Annotated in this window: 20 protein-coding genes; 8 read left to right on the forward strand and 12 right to left on the reverse strand. The window is 53.3% G+C overall.

What is annotated here, in order from left to right; genetic code table 11:
* Nucleotides 1-87 precede the first annotated feature (87 nt).
* Nucleotides 88-1,275: a NupC/NupG family nucleoside CNT transporter gene (locus tag ACLBVC_RS05910; protein ID WP_195816223.1), complete on the reverse strand. Its 1,188-nt coding sequence runs from the start codon at nt 1,273-1,275 to the stop codon at nt 88-90.
* A 416-nt stretch (nt 1,276-1,691) separates the two neighbouring features.
* Between ACLBVC_RS05910 and ACLBVC_RS05915 the strand changes: the two genes are divergently transcribed.
* The gene (locus ACLBVC_RS05915) at nt 1,692-2,921 is read left to right on the forward strand and encodes an Nramp family divalent metal transporter (protein WP_410148863.1); all 1,230 of its coding nucleotides are present in this window, start codon (nt 1,692-1,694) and stop codon (nt 2,919-2,921) included.
* Between the two features lie 77 nt (nt 2,922-2,998).
* On the opposite strand, the gene ACLBVC_RS05920 is transcribed toward ACLBVC_RS05915, so the two are convergent.
* The gene (locus ACLBVC_RS05920; RefSeq protein WP_195816225.1) at nt 2,999-3,421 is read right to left on the reverse strand and encodes a DUF2502 domain-containing protein; all 423 of its coding nucleotides are present in this window, start codon (nt 3,419-3,421) and stop codon (nt 2,999-3,001) included.
* A 259-nt stretch (nt 3,422-3,680) separates the two neighbouring features.
* Nucleotides 3,681-4,670 carry an L-glyceraldehyde 3-phosphate reductase gene (mgrA, locus tag ACLBVC_RS05925; protein WP_410148864.1) on the reverse strand — a complete coding sequence of 330 codons (990 nt, stop codon included), beginning with the start codon at nt 4,668-4,670 and terminating at the stop codon, nt 3,681-3,683.
* Nucleotides 4,671-4,961: 291 nt separating this feature from the next.
* Between mgrA and ACLBVC_RS05930 the strand changes: the two genes are divergently transcribed.
* Nucleotides 4,962-6,620: an alpha-keto acid decarboxylase family protein gene (locus ACLBVC_RS05930; RefSeq protein ID WP_410148865.1), complete on the forward strand. Its 1,659-nt coding sequence runs from the start codon at nt 4,962-4,964 to the stop codon at nt 6,618-6,620.
* On the opposite strand, the gene ACLBVC_RS05935 is transcribed toward ACLBVC_RS05930, so the two are convergent.
* Nucleotides 6,609-7,496, reverse strand: coding sequence for a LysR family transcriptional regulator (locus ACLBVC_RS05935; RefSeq protein ID WP_410148866.1), 888 nt, complete (start codon nt 7,494-7,496; stop codon nt 6,609-6,611). The two genes, ACLBVC_RS05930 and ACLBVC_RS05935, sit on opposite strands and share 12 nt — an antisense overlap.
* A 133-nt stretch (nt 7,497-7,629) precedes the next feature.
* Here ACLBVC_RS05935 and ACLBVC_RS05940 point away from each other — a divergent pair, with 133 nt between their 5' ends.
* Both ACLBVC_RS05940 and ACLBVC_RS05945 read left to right on the forward strand, forming a co-directional pair.
* Nucleotides 7,630-8,103: a multidrug/biocide efflux PACE transporter gene (locus ACLBVC_RS05940; RefSeq protein ID WP_152324494.1), complete on the forward strand. Its 474-nt coding sequence runs from the start codon at nt 7,630-7,632 to the stop codon at nt 8,101-8,103.
* A gap of 101 nt (nt 8,104-8,204) precedes the next feature.
* Nucleotides 8,205-8,903: an aspartate/glutamate racemase family protein gene (locus ACLBVC_RS05945; RefSeq protein ID WP_410148867.1), complete on the forward strand. Its 699-nt coding sequence runs from the start codon at nt 8,205-8,207 to the stop codon at nt 8,901-8,903.
* Here ACLBVC_RS05945 and ACLBVC_RS05950 read toward each other — a convergent pair.
* Entirely contained in the window at nt 8,900-10,162 is a 1,263-nt protein-coding gene (locus ACLBVC_RS05950) for an ion channel protein (protein ID WP_410148868.1), read from the reverse strand. The genes ACLBVC_RS05945 and ACLBVC_RS05950 overlap by 4 nt on opposite strands.
* A 318-nt stretch (nt 10,163-10,480) precedes the next feature.
* Between ACLBVC_RS05950 and glk the strand changes: the two genes are divergently transcribed.
* Nucleotides 10,481-11,446 (forward strand): glucokinase, encoded by a 966-nt coding sequence (gene glk, locus ACLBVC_RS05955; RefSeq protein WP_104921150.1) that lies wholly within the window; start codon nt 10,481-10,483, stop codon nt 11,444-11,446.
* A 62-nt stretch (nt 11,447-11,508) separates the two neighbouring features.
* On the opposite strand, the gene uraH is transcribed toward glk, so the two are convergent.
* The 3 genes from uraH to ACLBVC_RS05970 form a co-directional block, all read right to left on the reverse strand.
* Entirely contained in the window at nt 11,509-11,916 is a 408-nt protein-coding gene (gene uraH / locus ACLBVC_RS05960; RefSeq protein ID WP_410148869.1) for a hydroxyisourate hydrolase, read from the reverse strand.
* 240 nt (nt 11,917-12,156) lie between these two features.
* Nucleotides 12,157-12,906 (reverse strand): LytR/AlgR family response regulator transcription factor, encoded by a 750-nt coding sequence (locus ACLBVC_RS05965; RefSeq protein ID WP_410148870.1) that lies wholly within the window; start codon nt 12,904-12,906, stop codon nt 12,157-12,159.
* A 98-nt stretch (nt 12,907-13,004) separates the two neighbouring features.
* Nucleotides 13,005-14,708, reverse strand: a complete 1,704-nt coding sequence (locus tag ACLBVC_RS05970; protein ID WP_410148871.1) for a LytS/YhcK type 5TM receptor domain-containing protein — start codon at nt 14,706-14,708, stop codon at nt 13,005-13,007.
* A gap of 146 nt (nt 14,709-14,854) precedes the next feature.
* On the opposite strand from ACLBVC_RS05970, the gene ACLBVC_RS05975 reads away from it, so the two are divergent.
* Together ACLBVC_RS05975 and alaC are read left to right on the forward strand one after the other, a co-directional pair.
* The gene (locus ACLBVC_RS05975; RefSeq protein WP_410148872.1) at nt 14,855-15,394 is read left to right on the forward strand and encodes a GNAT family N-acetyltransferase; all 540 of its coding nucleotides are present in this window, start codon (nt 14,855-14,857) and stop codon (nt 15,392-15,394) included.
* Nucleotides 15,395-15,527: 133 nt separating this feature from the next.
* Nucleotides 15,528-16,772 carry an alanine transaminase gene (alaC, locus tag ACLBVC_RS05980; protein WP_410148873.1) on the forward strand — a complete coding sequence of 415 codons (1,245 nt, stop codon included), beginning with the start codon at nt 15,528-15,530 and terminating at the stop codon, nt 16,770-16,772.
* Nucleotides 16,773-16,866: 94 nt separating this feature from the next.
* Here alaC and ACLBVC_RS05985 read toward each other — a convergent pair whose 3' ends face one another.
* From ACLBVC_RS05985 to ACLBVC_RS05995, 3 genes are all read right to left on the reverse strand, one after another.
* Nucleotides 16,867-17,724 carry a helix-turn-helix transcriptional regulator gene (locus ACLBVC_RS05985; protein WP_410148874.1) on the reverse strand — a complete coding sequence of 286 codons (858 nt, stop codon included), beginning with the start codon at nt 17,722-17,724 and terminating at the stop codon, nt 16,867-16,869.
* Nucleotides 17,725-17,730: 6 nt separating this feature from the next.
* Nucleotides 17,731-18,357 carry a YbhB/YbcL family Raf kinase inhibitor-like protein gene (locus ACLBVC_RS05990; RefSeq protein WP_410148875.1) on the reverse strand — a complete coding sequence of 209 codons (627 nt, stop codon included), beginning with the start codon at nt 18,355-18,357 and terminating at the stop codon, nt 17,731-17,733.
* A 144-nt stretch (nt 18,358-18,501) separates the two neighbouring features.
* Nucleotides 18,502-20,277, reverse strand: coding sequence for a DUF4153 domain-containing protein (locus ACLBVC_RS05995; protein WP_410148876.1), 1,776 nt, complete (start codon nt 20,275-20,277; stop codon nt 18,502-18,504).
* Nucleotides 20,278-20,493: 216 nt separating this feature from the next.
* Here ACLBVC_RS05995 and ACLBVC_RS06000 point away from each other — a divergent pair, with 216 nt between their 5' ends.
* The gene (locus ACLBVC_RS06000) at nt 20,494-20,946 is read left to right on the forward strand and encodes a nuclear transport factor 2 family protein (RefSeq protein WP_410148877.1); all 453 of its coding nucleotides are present in this window, start codon (nt 20,494-20,496) and stop codon (nt 20,944-20,946) included.
* Between the two features lie 52 nt (nt 20,947-20,998).
* Here the strand turns inward: ACLBVC_RS06000 and csgG are convergent, their stop codons facing one another.
* Nucleotides 20,999-21,832, reverse strand: a complete 834-nt coding sequence (csgG, locus tag ACLBVC_RS06005) for a curli production assembly/transport protein CsgG (RefSeq protein WP_410148878.1) — start codon at nt 21,830-21,832, stop codon at nt 20,999-21,001.
* Nucleotides 21,833-21,861: the final 29 nt, after the last annotated feature.

Here is a 21,861-nt window from a genome sequence, read left to right on the forward strand (position 1 = left end):
TTTCGGTCCTGCCCCTTTTGTTCCCTGAATTGCAGACATAAAAAAAGGCGCCGGAGCGCCTTTCTTTGTCTTTCTGTTGCTGCTTGCTTACGCCAGTACCAGACCCGCGATAGAAGCTGACAACACGCTGACCAGGGTTGAGCCGTACAGCAGTTTCAGGCCGAAGCGTGAAACCACGTTGCCCTGGTGTTCGTTCAGGCCTTTGATAGCGCCGGCCACGATACCGATAGACGAGAAGTTCGCGAAAGACACCAGGAAGACGGACAGGATGCCCACACCGCGTGGTGACAGTTCGGTCGCTACTTTTTGCAGATCCAGCATCGCAACGAATTCATTGGAAACCAGTTTGGTTGCCATGATGCTGCCGACCTGCAAGGCTTCGTGGCTTGGCACACCCATCATCCATGCGAATGGATAGAAGACATAACCCAGCACGCCCTGGAAGGTGATACCGAACACCACGTCGAACAGCGCATTCAGGCAGGAAATCAGTGCGATGAAACCAATCAACATGGCTGCAACGATGATCGCCACTTTGAAACCGGCCAGGATGTATTCACCCAGCATTTCAAAGAAGCTCTGACCCTGATGCGTGTTACCGATTTGCAGGTCTTCTTCTGAATCAACTTTATAAGGGTTGATTAACGACAGTACGATGAAGGTACTGAACATGTTGAGCACCAGCGCAGCAACAACGAAGCGCGGTTCCAGCATGGTCATGTACGCACCCACAATCGACATAGACACTGTCGACATGGCTGTGGCTGCCATGGTGTACATACGTTTTTCAGACATTTTGCTCAGAATATCTTTATACGCGATAAAGTTTTCTGACTGACCCAAAATCAGGGAGCTGATGGCGTTGAAAGATTCCAGTTTTCCCATGCCATTAATTTTCGACAAGACCGTACCGATGATACGGATGACGAAAGGCAGTACGCGAATGTGTTGTAAAATACCGATCAGTGCAGAAATGAACACGATCGGACACAAGACTTTCAAGAAGAAGAACGCTAATCCTTTATCGCTCATGCCTCCAAATACGAAGCCGGTCCCTTCCGCAGCGAATCCTAATAATTTCTCAAACAAGTCTGAGAAGCCTTTCACAAAACCTAAACCGATTGAAGAGTTCAGGAAGAAATAGGCTAATAAGACTTCGATGACCAACAGCTGAACAATGAAACGTAAACGGATATTCTTCCGGTCACGGCTCACCAGTAAAGCGAGTGCAGCGACAACGGCCAACGCTAATACAAAGTGCAATATTCGGGACATGGGTGCTCCAAATTAGAGGCAGGCTATATTTCGACGGACATTCTATGTAACGCGTACATTTAAAACGTGAAGTCGCTTGCAAATATAGAAATTACGGACACGAATTGCAACAAATCGAGGCCTATCACACAAAAAATCAAGATGTTAATAAAACTAAGCACAGTTAGCATTCTTGTGCTAGTTTTATCATGTGCCGTAATGCGTTCCGAATCTGGCCAGTAAATGTCTGTTTTAGGAAAAAGCGTTCTGTAAGTCTTTCTGAAAGCTCACAGAATGATTAACCACTCAGTTCACACTTTGCCGCTTACGCTACTGCCTATCAGAGTAATTACTCAGATCATTCTAAATGCACTTGATAATCATTATCAATTAGATATGATTTATGTAAGCGTAACAAACGTAAGGGTTAACTGACTATGCTGAACAGCCGGGCCGAATCTTCAGGCCGCGCAGCCAGAAAGATGAAGCTTTCACTGATGGGACCGGCGTTTATTGCCGCCATCGGTTACATCGATCCGGGCAACTTTGCGACTAACATTCAGGCCGGTGCCTCGTATGGTTACCAGTTGCTGTGGGTGGTGGTTTGGGCCAACGTTATGGCGATGTTGATCCAGTTATTATCTGCCAAACTGGGTATCGCCACCGGTAAAAACCTCGCCGAACACATCCGTGACCGTTTCCCGCGTCCTGCCGTCTGGGCTTACTGGGTGCAGGCAGAAATCATCGCGATGGCGACCGATCTCGCCGAATTTATCGGCGCGGCGATCGGCTTCAAATTACTTCTCGGGGTCACGCTGCTTCAGGGCGCCGTGCTCACCGGGATTGCCACCTTTATTATCCTCGGGCTGCAAAAACGTGGGCAAAAACCGCTGGAACTGGTTATCGCCGGTTTGCTGCTGTTTGTGGCCGCCGCCTATATCGTTGAACTGTTCTTTTCGCAGCCAAGCATGGTGGCGCTGGGCAAAGGCATGCTGATCCCTGCGCTGCCCACCAGCGATTCCGTCTATCTTGCCGCCGGTGTGCTGGGCGCGACCATCATGCCGCATGTCATTTATCTCCACTCTTCGCTGACTCAGCGAGGCGGAAAGGCATCGAAAGAACAGCGTTATTCCGCGACAAAACTCGATGTCGGTCTCGCAATGACCATCGCCGGTTTCGTTAATCTGGCAATGATGGCGACCGCCGCTGCCGCGTTCCATTTCAGCGGGCACAGCGGGATCAGTGAACTCGATGAAGCTTATCTGACGCTGCAACCGCTGCTCGGCCACGCCGCCGCGACGACATTTGGCCTTAGCCTGGTCGCCGCCGGTTTATCCTCTACCGTGGTCGGTACACTGGCTGGTCAGGTGGTGATGCAGGGCTTTGTGAAATTCTACATTCCACTGTGGGTGCGCCGCACGGTCACCATGATGCCGTCTTTTATCGTGATTCTGATGGGGCTGGACGCGACGCGAATTCTGGTCATGAGCCAGGTGCTGCTGAGTTTCGGGATTGCGCTGGCGTTGTTGCCGCTGCTGGCGTTTACCGGCAACCGCAGCCTGATGGGCGAAATGGTGAATACCAAAACCGTGCAGTGGGCGGGGCGCATCATCGTACTGATTGTCGTCAGCCTTAATCTCTACTTGCTGATCGGTATGCTGAAATAATTTCCGGCTGAAAGATTAAAGCCATAAAAAACGGGACAGTTTGCGCTGTCCCGTTTTTGTTTCTGCTATCCGCTGAATCAGTGATGATGGCCGTCATGCCCGCGATCGTGCCCGTGTCCGCGATCATGGCCGCGACCTCTGTCCGGACCACGCCCGTGGTCATAATGCGGACGTCCGTGGTCTCCATGGTAATAACGCGGCGGCGGCATCGGACGACGTGGCGGATGGCGATGATTCCACCAGCCCTGATCGCGCCAGCGGTAGCCGTCCCAGTAATCCCCGCGCGGGCCACGGTGACCATAATTGTGGCCACGGTAACTGTTCCACCAGCTCGGGTTGCGCCAGTCGTATCCATCCCAGTAATAACCGCGACGGTCACGGTCGCCAATGCTGATCGAAAGACCGGGTGTATTGAGGCTAAAATTGCTGGCCTGAACAGCTGGCGCGGCGGCAGGCAGCAAAGCGAACAGCAATGTTCCGAGAAGTATTGGCTTAATCATAGACGGCCCCAGATTCCTTATAATTTATGCTGACAGTTATAAGGGGAAGAGGGAGCGGGTTCTATTGCTTACAATCCTGTTTTGATTGATTTACCTGCCTTAACGAAAACCTTACGGATCCTCCCCCGTCATCATACGAGCCGCCTCTGCGTTGGCTGCTTTCATTCACCCCGGTCACTTACCCGTGTAAGTGACCGGGATTCTTTCAATTGCCGCCTTGACGCAATTCGTATAATTTGGGGGGGAGTTGGGTAACCGTTTACACTAAAATAGCTTCGATGGCTGCCAGTTCTTCCGTGCTGAAATGACGGTTAGCAATCATGCCAACCGCATCATCGATTTGCCCGGTTTTGCTGGCACCAATCAGCACGGACGTCACGCGGTCGCCACGCAGCACCCAGGCCAGCGCCATCTGGGAAAGTTTCTGCCCGCGCGCCTGCGCAATGTCATTCAGCTTACGCACTTTCGCCAATTTCTCTTCCGTCAGCTGGTCGGCGGTCAGGAATTTACTGTCGCTGGCCGCGCGGGAATCTTCAGGAATGCCCGCCAGATAACGATCCGTCAGCACGCCGCCCGCCAGTGGCGAAAAGGCAATCGAACCCACGCCGTTATCCGCCAGCGTATCGAGCAAATCTGCTTCAACCCAGCGTTCGAACATCGAGTATTTTGGCTGATGGATCAGGCACGGTGTGCCGAGCTGTTTGAGGATCTCAAACGCTTCTTTGGCGCGGTCTGCCGGATAATTGGATAATCCGACGTACAGGGCTTTACCCTGACGCACGATCAGATCCAGCGCTGCCATGGTTTCTTCCAGTGGCGTGTCAGGATCCGGACGGTGATGGTAGAAGACATCCACGTAATCCAGGCCCATACGTTTCAGGCTTTGATTCAGGCTGGCAACCAGATATTTTTTCGAGCCCCAGTCGCCGTAAGGGCCGTCCCGCATGGTGTAACCGGCTTTGGAAGAGATGATCAGCTCGTCGCGGTACGGCAGCAAATCTTCGTGCAAAATACGGCCAAAATGCTGTTCGGCAGAACCCGGAGGCGGACCGTAGTTATTGGCGAGGTCAAAATGTGTGATCCCGTGGTCGAAAGCGTGGCGGATAAGCTTCCGGCCATTTTCAAAATGGGCGTTATCCCCAAAGTTATGCCAGAGGCCAAGGGAAACAGCAGGCAGTTTTAGCCCGCTCTGACCACAACGGCGGTATTCCATCTTTTCGTAACGGTTTGGACTCGCTAAATACGGCATAGAGACCTTTCTTTTAAATTGTATGAATCATGTAAGAATGAGGTAAAAAGCCTTTTTAGTGTATGCGCTTTCACAATCATTTCCAGATATTCAGATCACATCCGGAACAATCCTTATTCCCGCTCTATTATCGTAACTGCTGAACTAAAACGCCTGCGTGATCTCAGTGCAAGGCTGTAACTCTGCGTTTCCACATTCTATTTCGAATAATAAATATCCTATTCCCCGGTTTGGCGTAATACTTAGGCTAGTGGGATTAACTGCTTACTCTATTTTTAACAGAGGATCGTCATGGATAATGAATATACCGTAGGTGACTATCTCTTAGACCGCTTATCATTCAGTGGGATCTCCGAGCTGTTTGGCGTGCCGGGGGATTACAACCTGAAATTCCTCGACAGCGTGATTAATCATCAGCAAATCACCTGGGTCGGCTGTACCAATGAACTTAACGCCGCGTATGGTGCAGACGGATATGCGCGCACCAAGGGTATCGGCGCGCTGCTGACGACGTTTGGCGTGGGCGAACTGAGCGCGCTCAATGGCGTTGCGGGCAGTTTTGCCGAATATGTTCCGGTGATCCATATCGTCGGGTCACCGGCGCTGGCCTCGCAGTGGAAAGGCGAACTGATGCACCACACGCTGGGTGACGGCAATTTCGGCCACTTCATGCGGATGTCGCAACCGGTCAGCGTCGCGCAAGCCGCGCTGACGCCGGAAAATGCGTTGTCTGAAATTGACCGCGTGATTGAAGAAGTGAGCTACCACTCGCGTCCGGGCTATATTTTGCTGCCCAGTGACGTCGCTGCGTTGCCGGTCAGCACCCGGGCTCATCCGGTTCCTACACGTCAGCCGCCATTTTCGCCATCTTCTCTGGAAGCTTTTGTTGCCGCCGCTGAAACTCAGTTGCGCGACGCAAGACGCGTTTCTCTGCTGGCGGATTTTCTTGCCGACCGCTTCGACGTCAAAGCCGCGCTGGAAGAGTGGATGGAAGAAGTGCCGCTGCCGCACGCCACCTTGCTGATGGGTAAAGGGCTGTTTAACGAGCAGCAAACGAATTTCGCCGGAACCTATTCCGGCGCAGCCAGCGCGTCGTCAACCCGCGAGGCCATTGAAGGCGCTGATGTGGTGATTAACGTCGGGGTGAAATTTACCGATACGATCACCGCCGGATTTACCCAGCAACTCCCCGACGGCAAATGCATTGATCTCCAGCCATTTTCTGCCCGCGTGGGTGAACAGATTTTCCACCAGTTGCCGATGGCTAAAACCGTCAGCGTCCTGCATCGTCTGACCGCGGAACTGGCTTCCGGCTGGCAACCTTATCCGGTGAAACGCACGGCGCTGCCTCCCTCGCACGAAGGGCATTTCGGGCAATACGAATTCTGGCAGCAGATTCAGGATTTCCTGCAACCGGGCGATATTCTGGTGGCTGAGCAGGGCACCGCGTGTTTTGGCGCAGCGGCGCTGAACCTGCCAGAAGATTGCCAGTTTGTCGTCCAGCCGTTGTGGGGCTCGATTGGTTTTACGCTGCCCGCCGCGTTTGGCGTACAGATTGCGGCTCCCGCGCGCCGCGTGGTGTTGCTTATCGGCGACGGCTCTGCGCAGCTGACCCTTCAGGGGTTGGGCGCGGCGATCCGCTATGGTTTGCCGCCGGTGATTTTCGTCATTAATAATGACGGCTATACGGTTGAACGGGCGATCCACGGCGAAACGCAGCGCTACAACGACATCGCGCAGTGGAACTGGACGCAGTTCCCGTCGGCGTTTGGCGGCAAAGATGTTTTCACCGCGCGGGCTGATTCTCCGCAGGCGCTGAAAGAGGCGATGGAAAAAGCCGGTGCGCATCGCCAGATGGCCTGGATTGAAGTGGTTCTGCCGAAAATGGACATCCCCGAACTGTTAAGCTCGGTGACAAAATCGCTGGCGAAACGTAACTCAGGGCAATAAATCTTCGTCCGTTTCCGGCGGGTCAATCAGCTGGTCGATGAACCAGCTTCCCGCCGGTCCGGGCTGGTTATTCTTGCTCCACACTGCATCCACAGAAATCTTTTTCGGCCAGCCGCGCAACGGCAGCGTCACCAGTTTGTCATGCCCGAACTGCTTCACCAGCCAGTGCGGCAGCGTCGCCCAGCCAAACCCCTGTTCCGCCATTTCCAAAAGCATCAGATAACTGGGCGCAGACCACACCTGGCCCTGCGCGCGCGGCATCTCGCGACGGCTGTAAGGCTGCAAACACAGCTCCCGAAACGTGTGTAACTGCTCGGGTTGCAGGCTCTCAATTTTCGCCAGCGGGTGTTCACGGCTGCAAAAAATCGACATATCCGTCTGCTCGGGCAGACGCGCCGCGCCAATATCTGGCGGATAACTTGCCTGCGCTTCCACCATGCCGATATGCGCGCGACCTGATTGCAACAGCTCGATGACGTCCTGATCTTCGGCAATCTGACACTCAAATTCGATATCCGGATAACGTTGCTCAAACCGGCGCAGCAGCGCTTCATGATGGGTCGGCTGATAGGTATCGGAAAGCACAAACGTCAGACGGGTTTCAGACTGCGTGGATAAACGCACGGCAAGCTCATCAAGGCGCTCGCTGGCGGCCAAAATGGCCTGAACATGGCTCAGTACGCGCTGCCCGGCGGGCGTCAGCACCGGATGGCGGCTTTGACGGTCGAACAACGTCACGCCTAAATCCACTTCCAGATTGGCAATAGCCGTGCTGACTGTCGACTGGCTTTTCCGCAATTTGCGCGCGGCGGCGGAGAAAGATCCGGCGTCGGCCGCCTCCACAAACGCCGTCAGGGCTTCCGGTGAATAGCGCATAAGCAACCCTCCTGTGATTTCAATCCATCTATTTTATCGATACTTACTATCTTTTATCCATCTCATTTAGTGATGATAATGCCCACCTGTGACAACCGTCACCCATTAATTACCAGGAATCAGGCAGGTTTTTATGTCTAAGCAAACACGCAATTCATCTCAGAAAACATTGGGCGAGCGCATCTTCCATGCCGTCGGCTTCGAGACGCTGGCCGTCCTGATCTCAGCCCCGGTCGCCGCATGGGCGCTGAATAAACCGATCTGGGAAATGGGCGCGCTGGCTATCATGTTGTCGACGACGGCGATGGTGTGGAACATCATTTACAACACCTTCTTCGACAAATTCTGGCCGGTGACCCGCGTGGTGCGAACGCTGAAAATCCGTATTGCTCACGCGCTGGGTTTCGAGGGCGGGTTCATTCTGATTGGCCTGCCGATTGCCGCGCTGTGGCTGGGTATCGGCCTGCTCGACGCATTTATGCTGGAAATCGGGTTCTTCCTGTTCTTCCTGCCGTACACCGTGGCGTATAACTGGCTGTACGACACGCTGCGTCAGCGCTGGATGCAGCGTCGCGAAATGGTTCAGGATTGCCCGGCCAAGCATTAATTCCCGCTGGCCTTCGCCCAAAAAAAGCCCGCAGACATTTTCTTTGTTTGCGGGCTTTTTGTCGGTTATGGTTTTGTCACGCAGACAAAAGGGAAGAAGAAATGAAAACGTTAGGGTTGATTGGCGGCATGAGCTGGGAATCCACCGTGCCGTATTACCGGATGATTAACGAACACGTGAAACAACAGTTGGGCGGATTACACTCGGCCAAACTGTTCCTCTATAGCGTCGATTTCTACGAGATTGAAAAGCTGCAAATGGCCGGTGACTGGCAGCAGGCGGGCGAGCTTCTTGGCAACGCGGCCAGCTCGCTGGCGCGCGCCGGAGCCGATGTCATCGTGGTTTGCACGAATACGATGCACAAAGTGGCCGGGGATATTGAGCGGATTGGCGGCCTGCCGTTGCTGCACATTGCCGATGCCACCGCCGGAAAAATCAAAGCGCAGGGGCTCAGGAAAATTGGCCTGCTGGGCACGCGTTTCACCATGGAACAGGATTTTTACCGCGGGCGCTTACAGGAACAGCATCAGATTGATGTCGTGACGCCGGATGCCGGTGATCGCGAAATCATCCATCGGATCATATACGAAGAGCTCTGTCTGGGGATTATCCGGGACGAATCACGCGAGGAATACCGGCGGATTATTGCCAGCCTGGAACAGCAGGGCGTGGAAGGGATTATTTTCGGCTGTACCGAAATCACCCTGTTGGTGGGCGCTGAAGACGCGGGCGTTCCCGTTTTCGACACCACCGCCATTCACGCGCTGGCAGCGGCCGAGTTCGCCCTGAAAGAACATTAATCGGCGTCAGGATCCTGACGTCGTACTGACTGTTTCGCCACCTGCATTAGCGGTTTACCGGCCAGCATCAGCCAGGCCGGTAACATCACGATACACAGCAGCGGCAGCAATTTAAGCCCCGGCACCACGGCAGCAGCCATAAACAGACTGAGCCAGCCATCGCGCGTGACCACCAACACCATGCCCATCACGGCGCAAGAAACGGTGATCGCCGCAGGAACATCCGGGGCGTACTGATGCAACATCAGGCCCAGCGAAACCCCGACGAATACCGCCGGGAAAATGCGTCCGCCACGGAAACCGCACGCCGCCGCGACCACCAAGGCCGCCAGCTTGGTGAGCGTAATCGCCAGCAGTGGCCCCATCTCAAAAAACTGATTCGAATGGGCCAGTTCTTTCATCTCATCCAGCCCTTTGAACAGCGTGATTTCCCCGCCAATCAGCGCCAGCAGCCCGAGCATAAACCCGCCGAGCCCCAGCCGCAGTACAGGGTTCTGAATATTGTTGAACAGCCGGTGCATATGCGGGAATAACCAGACGGCGAGCATCCCCAGCGCAATGGCAATTAACACCACCACGGAACCGCTGAAAACATCAATCAGGCGCGAGCTGTCATATGCCGGAATGCTCAGCGAAAAATCGGGTTGGAAAAACTGATCGGTGGTGATCGCCCCCGCACCTGCGGCGAGCAGCGGGGCAAACAACCGGTCCCAAAGGGGGACATCTTTATTGGTGCCGAGCGTTTGCGAGAAAATAAGCGCCGCCGCAACTGGCGTGCCGAACAGTGCGCCAATAGTCCCCGCTGCGGCCAGAATAACCCAGTCTGTGGTGGGCACTTTGGGCATCAGGCGAGCGCCGAGCGCTGCCACCAGCGCAATATTAATGACGGTAATCGGATGTTCCGGCCCCAGGCTGACGCCACCCGCCAGCCCCAGCATGAGTGCCAGCGCCAGCCCCGGTAAAGCGTTGATTGCCACGGGCGCGCCAATCAGCGATTCAGAGGCCGGATCGGGTCCCGCATGACCTGGCATATACTTGATTAATGCGCCCACGCCGACGCCCGTCAGCGTCAGCATAAACATTGTCCAGCCAGCAGACTGGGTATTCAGATGTAAAACTGCGGGAATGTTTTGCCAAAGCAAAGTTTGCAACGCACCGGCAAGCATCATAATGACGACCAGAATCAGGCTCGACAGCACACCGATCACGATCGCGGGCAACGCAAAAGCCAGCATGAGTCTGGCGCGGGGATGAAACATGCAAGTATTTCCTTATTCTATAGTTTTGTTTGCCCTAATAGCTTAGATGAATCTCAGCAAGGTCTGTTTACTGGCGGTCGACATTATTTTGTGTGACATGCCGCATAAATGTGCGTTGGTTCAAAACTGCGTTGCAGCGTATAGCAATTACCGCTATTTTGCCCACACGAATCTGTAAGCTTTGCCCCGCTGGCAGGCTTTCGCCGGCGCGTTAGTGGATGTACAGGTTACATCAGCGCGTCTGGCAGCGTACTCTTTAGCACAGCAACTTTTGGCGCGGGTGCGCAGCATAACGAATTTACTTTTGTGGAGAATAACATGACCAAATACTCCCTGGTGGGCGATGTCGGGGGCACTAACTGTCGCCTGGCGCTTTGCGCTTTAGACAGCGGCGAGATTTCTCAGTCGAAGACTTTTTCCGGGCTGGAATATGACAGCCTCGAAGCCACGGTTCGTGAATACCTCTCGCAGCAGCAACAGGAAGTTGAGGATGCATGTATCGCGATTGCCTGCCCGATTACCGGTGACTGGGTTGCGATGACTAACCACACCTGGGCCTTCTCCATTGCAGAAATGAAGAAAAGCCTCGGGTTGAAACATCTGGAGGTGATTAACGATTTCACCGCCGTTTCTATGGCGATCCCGATGCTCAAAGAAGCGGATTTGCTGCAGTTTGGCGGTAAAAAAGCGCAGGACGGCAAACCGGCGGTGATTTACGGCGCGGGCACCGGCCTCGGCGTTGCGCATCTGATCCACGCCAACAAACAGTGGATGAGTTTACCGGGCGAGGGCGGTCACGTTGATTTCGCACCAAACAGCGAAGAAGAAGACATTATTCTGGAACAGCTGCGCACCGAAATGGGCCACGTTTCTGCGGAACGCATTCTGTCAGGGCCGGGGCTGGTGAATCTGTATCGCGCTATTGTTAAATCCGATAACCGCGTGCCGGAAAACTTCAAACCTAAAGACGTCACCGAGCTGGCGCTGTCAGACGAAAATGTCGACTGCCGCCGCGCGCTGTCATTATTCTGCGTCATCATGGGGCGTTTTGGCGGCAATCTTGCGCTGAACATGGGGACGTTTGGCGGTGTGTACATCGCGGGCGGGATTGTGCCGCGCTTCCTGGAATTCTTCAAAGCCTCCGGTTTCCGTGCGGCGTTTGAAGACAAAGGGCGTTTCAAAGATTATCTGATGGATATTCCGGTGTTCCTGATCACCCACGATCAGCCGGGATTGTTAGGCGCGGGAGCTTATCTGCGTCAGTCTATTGGTATAACGATTTAATGTGATCCTGACTCTCCTTTGTGAAGGGGAGAGTCAGGACAATCATTATTTCTTTTCTGTTATTAATTCCCGCGATAAGTCGAGAAACCGTAAGGACTGACAAGCAGAGGAATGTGATAGTGAGGCACTGAGCCATCTGCTTTAAAAATAACCGGGATCTCCGGGAAAAAAGAAGCGGTATGATGCTTTTCAAACCATTCTCCGGTTTTAAACGTCACCCTGTAATTGCCTTTTTCCATCACATTTTCATTGGGATACAGTGCAGGAATTCTTCCCTGTTCATTGGTTACCCCGCTGCTTAACTGCACCCATTTGTTACCTTCTTGCTTCTCGAGCGATACGTTTACACCCTGTGACGGCAGGCCGTTTTGCAGGTTTAAAACATGGACGCTGAGAGGATTTGCTGCAAAGGCAGATGTCAGACACAGAGCATTGATTATACCGGCGAGTAATAATTTCTTTTTAAACATATGTTCGTCCTTTTGAACTCAATGTTATTTGTTAATAACGCAGAATATTTTGCAGAGTTATATTTTTGATTTTCCTCATCGCAGACATGAGAAAGTACGAAATATCCTCTGCCTTGACGAAACAAAGTCTACTTTTTCCTGACTAACCCCAAGATGACGGGTTGATGACATTTTTGTAATAATTCAGATTCAGAGAGTGACAGAGCACCTTCCCCGCCTCAAAAATGCACCTGCCCTGCATCAGAACCGCATTAACTGCCTGAATTCTTTTACCTTGCTCCGGCTGACCGGTACTTCGAAATCCAAATCACTTAACCGCAAAATGTAGGTGTTGTTAAACCACGGCACAATCTCGCGGATTTTCGACAAATTCACGCAATACGAACGGTGGCAGCGGAAAAAATGCTCTTCCGGCAGGCGGTTGCACAACTCGGTGATATTCATCGGCATGGTGAATTCTTCTTTGCGGGTATACACCTGCGTCACCTTTTCCTGCGCGGCCGCGTAATAAATATCGTTAATATCCGTCACGATAATGCGCTCATCTTTAATGAGATTAATGCTGTGGCTGACGCGCGGCGCATTATTGGGGGCGGGCGCGGCGGCTTCCTGTTTATTCTGGCTGTCGCGCTGGAAATGTGATTCGAGTTTTTGCAGCATCGTGACGATGCGGGATTCGTGATAAGGCTTGAGAATGTAGTCAAACGCTTCGATTTCAAAAGCTACGGCGGCGTGTTCTTTGTAGGCAGTGATAAACACGATGTAAGGCTTGTGTGCAAACTTACTGATATTTTGCGCCAGCAACACGCCGTCGAGCGAAGGAATGCTGATATCGAGGAAAATTGCATCGACTTCATTCGTTTGCAGATATTTCAGCACATCCAGCCCGTCATCGAATATCGCTTCAATTTCGATGTTGCTGTGCGTGTTAATCAGATAACTCAGTTCTTCCTGAGCCGGTATTTCATCTTCGACGATAATGGCTTTCATGGAATATTCCCCGATGCATTCGCCCGAAACGCGGGCGGCAGGTTAAATGCTTCAAAAAAATGATAATTTGCGAACAGTGACTGCACAGATCTTCCGCTTCAGGCTATTTTGCTCTCAAGGGCATTTGCCACAGCGGAAGAGGCCTTGGTAATTAAAAATGAAATATCTGTCCCCGGTTCAAGGCGGCGGATTGTCAGCCCCTGACCGTACAACAGCGAAACGCGGTGGTGCACATTCAGCAGGCCGATTTTATTCCCCGGCATTTCGTTGCGCTCAACACGGTCAATGGTTTCCTGGTTAATACCGTGGCCGGTGTCTTTGACAGAAACCTTGACGCCGTCGGGCTGATGTTTGACTGAAATCACCACCACACCTTTCCCGCTGCACTTCTGGATCCCGTGGACGATAGCATTCTCCACCAGCGGCTGGATCAGCAGGCTGGGAATTTTCACCGAAATATCGTCATCAATGTCATAAATCACAGTCAGCTTGCTGCCAAACCGCGCCTGCTCGATGGCGATGTAATCCTGCACCTGATGCAGTTCTTTGCGCAGATCAATCAGCTCATCGTTCAGTTCCAGGTTATAACGTAAGTAACGGGAAAGATTGATGATCAGCTGCCGTGCAACGTCAGGGCGGGCGCGTATTGAAGACGAAATCGCATTCAGCGCGTTAAACAGAAAATGCGGATTGATCTTGCTTTGCAGGGCGCGCATTTCGGCTTTATTCGCCATCTCGCGCAGTTGCTCGGTGCGCGAAACTTCCATCTGCGTCGACATAATTTGCGACAGTCCGATCGCCATGACTTTCAGCGAATAGGTTATGCGGTGCGGGTCGCAATAATAGATTTTCAGGGAACCGGTCACTTCGCCTTTTTCCCACAGCGGGATAATAATCAGTGAATGGATTTGCGGTGTGCGGTGCATCTCATCGTTATTTTTGACGGTAATCTGGCCGCTTTCAAGCGTGGCTTTGGTCATCTCGCTGAGCGCTTCGTGGCCGATATTGTATTCTTCCGCGCCCGTACCGACGTATGCAAGAATGTTTCTGGTATCGGTAATGGCGACGGCATCGGCATCGATATCATCGCGGATAATCCGGCAGATGCTGTCTAACGATTCAGCATTGATATTCCTGAAATAGGGGAGCGTTTTATTGGCAATATCCAGCGCCAGCCGCGCCTGCCGGGCGGCAATAACCTCTTTTTCATCTTCGACGCTTTGCACCAGAATCACGATAAGACCAATCGAGCTGGCACCAAGGATCAGCGGCGCGGCGATATTCATCACGATATCCAGCCCGAGCGAAAACGGGCGGGCCATCAGTAAAATCAGGATCATAGTCAGCGTTTCGCACAGCATGCCGGCCAGAATACCGACTTTCCAGTGCAGCGCTTTTTTGACTTTTTTATTGATATAGCCAGACAGAAAACCGGCGGTAATACTGGTGATCAGACACGGGATGGACGTCGGCCCGTGAATGTCGATCAGAAAACGGTGGGTACCCGAAATCACGCCGGTAATAATACCGACCCACGGCCCGAACAGAATGCCGCCGGACATAATGGCGATAGTCCGCACGTTAATCAGCGAGCCTTCAACGTTGATCCCCGAAAGTGTGCCGAAAATCGCAAACAGCGAGAAAATCGCGGTAACCGCCGCCAGTTCCAGCGCCGTATGGTTATCATTTTCTTTGTGCAGCAGTTTACGGAACAGCGGGGTACGCGTGAGAAAGAACAGACAGATGAGCATCAGCGCCGCACGGTCAAAGACCGCCAGCAGCATATCAAACATGTGAGGCATGGTGATTTCTCTGCACAGTAATACATATCTGTGCCAAATGGATTCAGCCGTTATTATAAATAAAAGGTCAGAGATTCACCACCAAAGGACGGAATGCGGTCCGGTCCAGATCCAAAACGCTTACTAAAAATGGAGAACAGCCAGAAATGATCTCGTTATCAACGCCGCGGCTTACGATGCAGCCAATCCAGACTGACGACTGGGCGTTCTTTTTGCAGTTGTACCAGACGCCGGAAGTGATGCGTTTTATCGGCGATATCGAAACGCCCGCGCAGGTTCACAGCCGTTTTGAACAGCGTCTTGGCAACTGGGATCGCTATTGCGATTTCTGGCTCTGCCTGCTGATCCGCGAAAAAGAAACCGGCGTGGCGGTGGGGCTGACCGGATTTTTCCCCGACTGGCGTCCGTATCAGCAGGCGGAAGTGGGCTTTATTCTGGCACCGGAACATCAGCGCAAAGGCTATGCGGTCGAGTCATTACGAGAAGTATTAAATTTTGCTTTCGACCAGTGCGGATTCCACCGTTTGCAGGCCAACGTGCTGGAAGGTAACGACGCATCGCGACGTGTGCTGGAGAAATGCGGTTTTCAGTATGAAGGCAGGCTGCGTGACAGCTACCGCATTGGCGTTGAATGGAAAAACGACTGGCTGCTGGGGCTGCTTGCCAGCGATACGCGCGCTGAGTGAAAAATCCCCGTAGTTAAAAAAATGTTGCTCAATCTCTCGACAGATTTTTTCCTCTGCGATATGTTCGTTGAAGGCCGCAACGCGGCCAGCGTCGCTCGGACGGTCCGGGCGCTTACGTATCCCAGAGGAAATTATGGCTGATTCCAGTTCACCCCGTCGTTTTTCGCGTATTGATCGTCTTCCCCCTTATGTCTTCAACATTACAGCTGAGCTGAAAATGGCCGCACGCCACCGTGGCGAGGACATCATCGATTTCAGTATGGGGAATCCTGACGGCCCGACACCACCACACATCGTGGAAAAACTGGTGCAGGTTGCGCAGCGTGAAGACACACACGGTTACTCGACATCCCGCGGCATTCCGCGTCTGCGCCGGGCGATTTCCCGCTGGTATGCCGACCGCTATCAGGTTGAAATCGATCCGGAAAGCGAAGCTATCGTCACCATCGGGTCAAAAGAAGGGCTGGCGCATCTGATGCTGGCGACGCTCGATCACGGTGATACCGTTCTGGTGCCAAACCCAAGTTATCCGATCCATATCTACGGCGCAGTGATTGCCGGTGCGCAGGTGCGCTCCGTGCCGCTGGCAGAAGGTGTGGATTTCTTTGCCGAACTGGAAAAAGCCATTCGCGAAACCATCCCGCGTCCGAAAATGATGATCCTCGGTTTCCCGTCAAACCCGACGGCGCAATGCGTGGAACTGGATTTCTTCGAGCGCGTGGTGGCGCTGGCAAAACAATACAACGTACTGGTGATCCACGATCTGGCGTATGCCGATATCGTTTATGACGGCTGGAAAGCGCCGTCGATCATGCAGGTGCCGGGCGCAAAAGATATCGCGGTGGAATTTTTCACGCTGTCCAAAAGCTACAACATGGCAGGCTGGCGTATCGGCTTTATGGTCGGCAATCCTGAGCTGGTCAGCGCGCTGGCGCGTATTAAGAGTTATCACGATTACGGCACATTTACCCCGTTGCAGGTAGCGGCGATTGCGGCGCTGGAAGGCGACCAGCAATGCGTGAAAGACATTGCCGAACAATATCGCCAGCGCCGTAACGTGCTGGTGCGCGGGCTACACGAGGCGGGCTGGATGGTGGAAAATCCGAAAGCGTCGATGTACGTCTGGGCGAAAATCCCGCCTGCGTATGCCCATTTAGGCTCGCTGGAATTCGCCAAACGCCTGCTGGCGGATGCGAAAGTCTGTGTGTCGCCGGGCATTGGTTTCGGTGACTATGGCGATACCCATGTGCGTTTCGCATTAATCGAAAATCAGGATCGCATCCGTCAGGCGGTGCGCGGCATTAAAGCGATGTTCCGCGCCGATGGCCTGCTGGCACCGAAAAAAGCCGGTAACGAACCGCCGGCTGAATCTGAATAATTTTCTGATGCGTTAAAAGCGGAAAACATAAAAGCCAGTCATCTGAGGTGACTGGTTTTTTTTATAGATGAATTTTTAATTAACGACTCATTGTTTAACGGATGTCAGCAGGTGAACAGCCAAACCGCTCGCGAAAACGCAGGGAAAACCGCGAACTGGCGCGATAGCCGCAGGCATCGGCGATTTGTGACAGGCTCCAGCGCGTGGTTTGCAGCAGCGTCATGGCGTGATGCATGCGGATATCCTGCAACAATGTCCGGAAACTGATTTGCTCTTCCACCAGCCGCCGCCGCAGAGTGGCTTCACTCATGGCCAGTTGTTGGCTGGCACTGGCGGCGGTCCAGGCAAATTCCGGCGCGGAAGCCAGCAGCGTGGTCAGACGGGTGCCCAGCGGTTCACCTGCGCGCGGCATGAATAAAATTCCGCGTTCTGCCAGTGCGATCAGCACGCCGGTCAGACGGTTTTGCTGCACCGCCGTGCTGGCCGGATTTTTCAGACCATGCAGACAATAATCCAGCGTTTCCTGTAATTCATCGTCAAGCGGCAGGATCTGAAAACCGTTAAGCGGCGTCAGAGGCGTCAGCAGCGGGGCGTTGTCGCGGTAAAACCCGGCGATCAGCGCAGGCGAAAACCCGAGGAAAAGAGACGAGAAAATCCCGCTTTCTGCACTGACGGTTTTACTGACCTGCGCCTGCGTATGTTGCGAAATCACCATCAAATGTGGCGAGTTCCCCAGCGTCACCGGGATTTCATGCTCCTGACTCAGCGTCAGTTGCCCGTAATTAACCCGCAGCAGCGATGGCTCGAAAAACCGGAAATTGGACACCTGATGCGGCTGTTGCAGATAAGGTTGCGCCAGCGAAAAAAGCCGGTCGTGGATGACCGGCAGTTGGTTTGGCAGAAGATTTCCTGCATTGCCGCGCGCTTCAGGGTGCATGGTTTCGCCTGCCATCGGGCATTACTTCACGTCCGGATTTAAGGTGTAAGTTCCGGTCAGGCTGGCCTGCGCCAGAACGTGTCCGTCGATGGCGGCCAGCACATCCGGGCCATAGAATTTACCCTGCAATTCCAGCTCAGGTATATCCAGCGCGTACAGCGTAAACACATAATCGTGTGCAATCTCATCATTCCACGGCGGGCAGGCTCCGTCGTAACCATAGTAATCGCCGCCCATATTTTCGTCGTCGCCAAACCACGCGGTATAACCGTTGATGCCGTGACGCATTCCGGCTTCAGCGGGCAACGCCGGTTTACCTTTTGGCGTCACGCTGTCGCTGTGGCTGCCTTCGGCAATCTCACGGGTATCAGCAGGAATATTCACCAGCAGCCAGTGGAACAGATCGATACGCGGCAGTGAGGCGGAAACCACTTTGCCTTCCTGATTCACGTCGTCCGGACGGCTCGGCACATGCGGATCCACACAAACCAGCGCAAACGAACGGGTGTTTTCCGGTACGTCGCTCCAGGCTAAGTGCGGGTTACGGTTGGAGGAAAGGGCCAGGTGGTTTTGTGCATCCTGAACGGCAAATGCCAGTTCGCCCGGCATCGGTGCACCGTTCTCAAAATTCTGACTGATCAATTTCATGGGGGATCCTCTGCATGTGAATGTACTGGGGTGTGTCGTGATTCTATCGCGATACGTCGTCTTAAAAATGACATTACCGCTCAAATTGTTCACTTTACCCGTCATATTGACCGAAGAAGTCAATATGACGGGTGCAGGGGAAAATCACTCGTTATCGCTGTTGTAGTGGATCACCCGACGCTTGCCGTCGATCTGCACGTCGGCCCATTTTCGTTGCACAGGCCTGACCTCCCCGTTACGCAGCGCCTGAATCAGCGCGTCTTTATCCTTCCCTTCATACAGATAAAGCTCTCCGGTTTGTGCCCATTTTCCGGCCTGACGGGCGAAAATCCGGCAGTTGATGGGCGGCGTATCAAACGTATTACAGAAGAAAATCTCTTTCTGCTTATCGTTGTTCAGATCCAGTGTATTGATGATGCACGCGCCCTCCAGGCTCAGACAATCGCGCAGCGTACTGCGGTAATTTTCCAGCTCAGGCAGGCTTTTCCACCAGGAATCATCCGGCTGCGTCGCACCTTTGGCCAGCAGGATCTGTTTTTTTGCGTCTTCAATCCGGTAGTTTTTTGCGGCGTTTTCCGCATCTTTTACGCTGTAAGCGCCCCAGCGGGACGTCTGCGCCATCCTGTTTTTCAACTCCGCCTGCAAACGCGGATCGCTGGTGAATGCCGGGTGCTGCAGGAGCTTCTCCAACGCTTCGTTACCCCGGCGGCCAGTGTCGAAACGCAGCAGATTCAGCGAGAGATCTTTAGCCTGCGTTTTCCCGCTGTCCAGCCGCGCAATCTGGCTATTCACGCTGATGCGGTAAGGATCCAGCAGCGGACTGTTACAGGCAATCACCAGCAAAACCACCAGCAGCGACAGCGGTTTGTTGAACTGCGTAATGCGCGGCAGCCAGTCCGGGCGCTTATCAATAACGGAAAAACTGTAGCAAACCGACGCAATCAGCGTGACGACAATAATCTGCATCGCCCAGATCCGCGACGGCGTCCAGCCGTACTGTAAGACGCGCAGACCGGTGGCGTACAGCGCCAGCGCGGCATACACCGGCAGCAGCAAAATCGCCGCGTTGACCATCAGCCGGATGGCGCGCGGATAAGGCTTCACCGGGCTGTCCGTTTCCCGCACTACATTCACCAGGATCAGCACGCTCAATGCCATGGTGGTCAGCAGACTTGCCGCCGACCACGCCTGAGACAGCGCGTTCAGGCCTGTAAACGGCAGCGCAAACAGGAATATCAGCGCGATGAAGGCCACCAGCGGCAGCAGGCCTTTCAGGATGAAACGGATGATGTTTCGCGTTGTATTCATCAGCGAAGACTGGGTGCGGCAGGTGACAATACTGATGCCCAGCAGTACGCCGTAGACTAGCCAGCCGACCAGCGGCGTATCGTAAAACAGCTGGTGGAAGTAGTCGATGCCAATCAGCCGGAACAGCGCCGCCCACAGCGCGACCACCGCAACGGCCAGCAGCATCAGCAGAACGGTTAACATCACGCACAGAATATTCTGGCTATAACAGGCCGCCAGATGGATGTAGCGGTAGCGCGTCTGTGGCGGGAAAACCTGAACCTGAAGCCACGGCAAAATAAAGAACGTCAGCAACCCCAGTGACAGCTGGAACGGAACAAGAATGCTGTCCGTCATATTTCCAAAAATATTACTTTTTGCCCACGCCGCCAGACCGGCCAGCAGCAGGGTGAACACGACAATACTTGCCCAGAACCGGCCGTCTTTCAGCCGCGTGACCGCCAGCGAAATCAGCACCGGTAATACCAGTGCCATAGTTTGCCCGTAGATATTATGCGTAAAGCGAATTAGCGCGGGTGTTTCCGGGGCAGAGAAAAAGAAATACAGCAGCAGGCCCTGCAACAGGCATATCGCCATGATAAAAGCACGTGCGGGCGAAGGAACAGGGTGCATTGCGCTTCCTGCCCGGTTGAACTGAGGCATCCGTGACTCTCCAAAGTGTAAGGGGACATGATCAGAAAATGCTTGTCAGTGTAGAGAATTCCGCGGCTGAGTGCAGAAAACTCTTCTCAGAACGGTGCCGGCAATTTTGTGAGCTTCACCGCATAACTGGCAAAATCAGCGGCAGTCACTAGGATTAACTATTGGATGGAGAATTTCGAGGTGAAAATGGCTGAACACGAACTGAAAGAAAAACGCATTGAAATCGTTAAGAATTTCTACGCCAAACTGGATCAGGCTGATGCTTCATTGTTAGATCTCTTTGCCGAAGACGTCGTGCTGTTCTTCCCGAAATTTGGTACCGCCCAGGGTAAATCGTCATTGGGAGAGCTGGGTAAACGCTTTGCGCTGGAGATAGACAAAATTCAGCATATTCAGGATGCTTTCGCCTTTCTGAGTGATGGCGACACCATTGTGCTGGAAGGACAGATGCGCGGCGTGATGCAAAACGGCGACCGCTGGCCGACGTCCGAAGCGGGCCGCCATCATTTCTGCACGGTGTTTGTGTTCGAGGATTTGCTGATAAAACGGGTCAGTATTTACCTGGATCCGGACTTTAATCTTGAGGACAAAAAGCGCGTCACCAATTACCGGCAGACAGTGAAAGCAGAAGCGTCTTAAAAAAGAAGGGAAGTGGCTTCAACCAGCCACTTCCCTTCGCCAACCACCGACATCAGGATTCGGTGGGGACAACGCTGTTTTTGTAGCGCTGCAGGATCGGAGAATTGATATCCGAAGGATTCTGCAACTGCCACAGATTGCGGTCGATACCGTCGTTCACCAGATAAATCACACCCGACTCAATGGCCGACATCAGGCACAGCATCACCGGTTCGTTGGTGGTGTAACCGAGTTCGCCTTCCAGCAGACGCTGGTAATCGATAAAGCGGAACACCCCGGCCTGCACTTCATAAGACAGAATCGTTTTGCTGGTATTTACCGATGACAACACTTCCCCGGTATTGACGTCGACCGCGCGCAGGTTCACCGCAATCTGATCCAGCTGATATTGCGTGCTGGCGCCGATGCCGAAATAACGTGCCCCGATCCCGCCGGATTTCACATTGCTTTCATAGCCAATGATCGAGCCTTCAATCAGGATGTTCGCGGCCACCAGAGAGGACAGCGGGCGCTGGTTATTGATAGCGACGCTGCCGTTATCCTGTGCGGCACGGATGATTTTGCGTTCATTCAGCAGGTTTTGCAGCCCCTGACGTTCCAGAGGAATAAACCATTTCGAATCTTTCAATGCGGAAACCAGCATGGCCGTGGCGCTCTGCGGCACCGCCGTCGAGAAGTTACTCGCCGGATACGGTTTGAACTGGCCCGTTTCATCCTGAATATTGTAAACCGAGACAAAAATTCGCCCTTGTGGTGACGGGAGATGCGTCAGATCCGTATAACTTTGTGCTCTCGGCAATAATGTGGGTTTGGCGGCTTCTTTCGGTGCTGCTGTGAGGCACCCGCTCAGCACAAAAACTGCGATGAGTAATAAATAGCTGCGCATGATGTTGTTCCTGTTTTTATTGGTCATCG

The organism is Rahnella selenatireducens, from assembly GCF_046449555.1.
GTDB lineage: Bacteria > Pseudomonadota > Gammaproteobacteria > Enterobacterales > Enterobacteriaceae > Rahnella > Rahnella selenatireducens.